This window comes from Mycobacterium sp. 050134 (genome assembly GCF_036409085.1).
Classification (GTDB): domain Bacteria; phylum Actinomycetota; class Actinomycetes; order Mycobacteriales; family Mycobacteriaceae; genus Mycobacterium.
Window position 1 is genome coordinate 1 of record NZ_JAZGLV010000070.1, and the last position, 552, is coordinate 552.

General features: G+C 62.7%; 1 pseudogene. It reads right to left on the minus strand.

What is annotated here, in order from left to right:
- Nucleotides 1-142 precede the first annotated feature (142 nt).
- Nucleotides 143-442, minus strand: a pseudogene (locus tag SKC42_RS27440) (IS3-like element ISMysp3 family transposase); the annotation flags it as partial.
- Between the last annotated feature and the right edge of the window lie 110 nt (nt 443-552).

Here is a 552-nt window from a genome sequence, read left to right on the forward strand (position 1 = left end):
GCCGTGCACCGCTCACGTGGGCGCCGATCACCTCAAGCATTCGAAAATGGCGATGGCACAGGATCGCTATATGTCTCGCGAGCGTAGGCACACCGAGGCCGCGGCGCTGTGAACCATCCCGGGTTTCATGCACCCTCGAGTTTTGTGAGCCGGCCGGTTGGTCGGTCACGCGTTGGGAACAGTGGCGGGCTTCGGCTTCGGCGGGTGGAACGCATCCGAGGCGGTGCATGAGGCGCTGTTGGTTGAACCAGGCGACGTAGTCGGCGTCGACGTACTCGACGTCGCCCAAGGTGTTCAGAGGCCCACGGCGAAACGGGGAGTCGGCGCGGACACATTCGTCCTTGTAGAGCCCGATCGTCGTCTCGGCCAACGCATTGTCGTACGCATCACCGATGCTGCCCACCGACGGCCGAATGGCTGAAAGACTCAGCGTGTCACCGAATCACACTCGTGCACTGGGTGAATTCAACTGATCGTCGCAACACCTCGAAGTGTGGAGGTGTCCGATGGGCAGGCCTGAGGGATGGATGATTACGGTGACGGGGCGGCCGG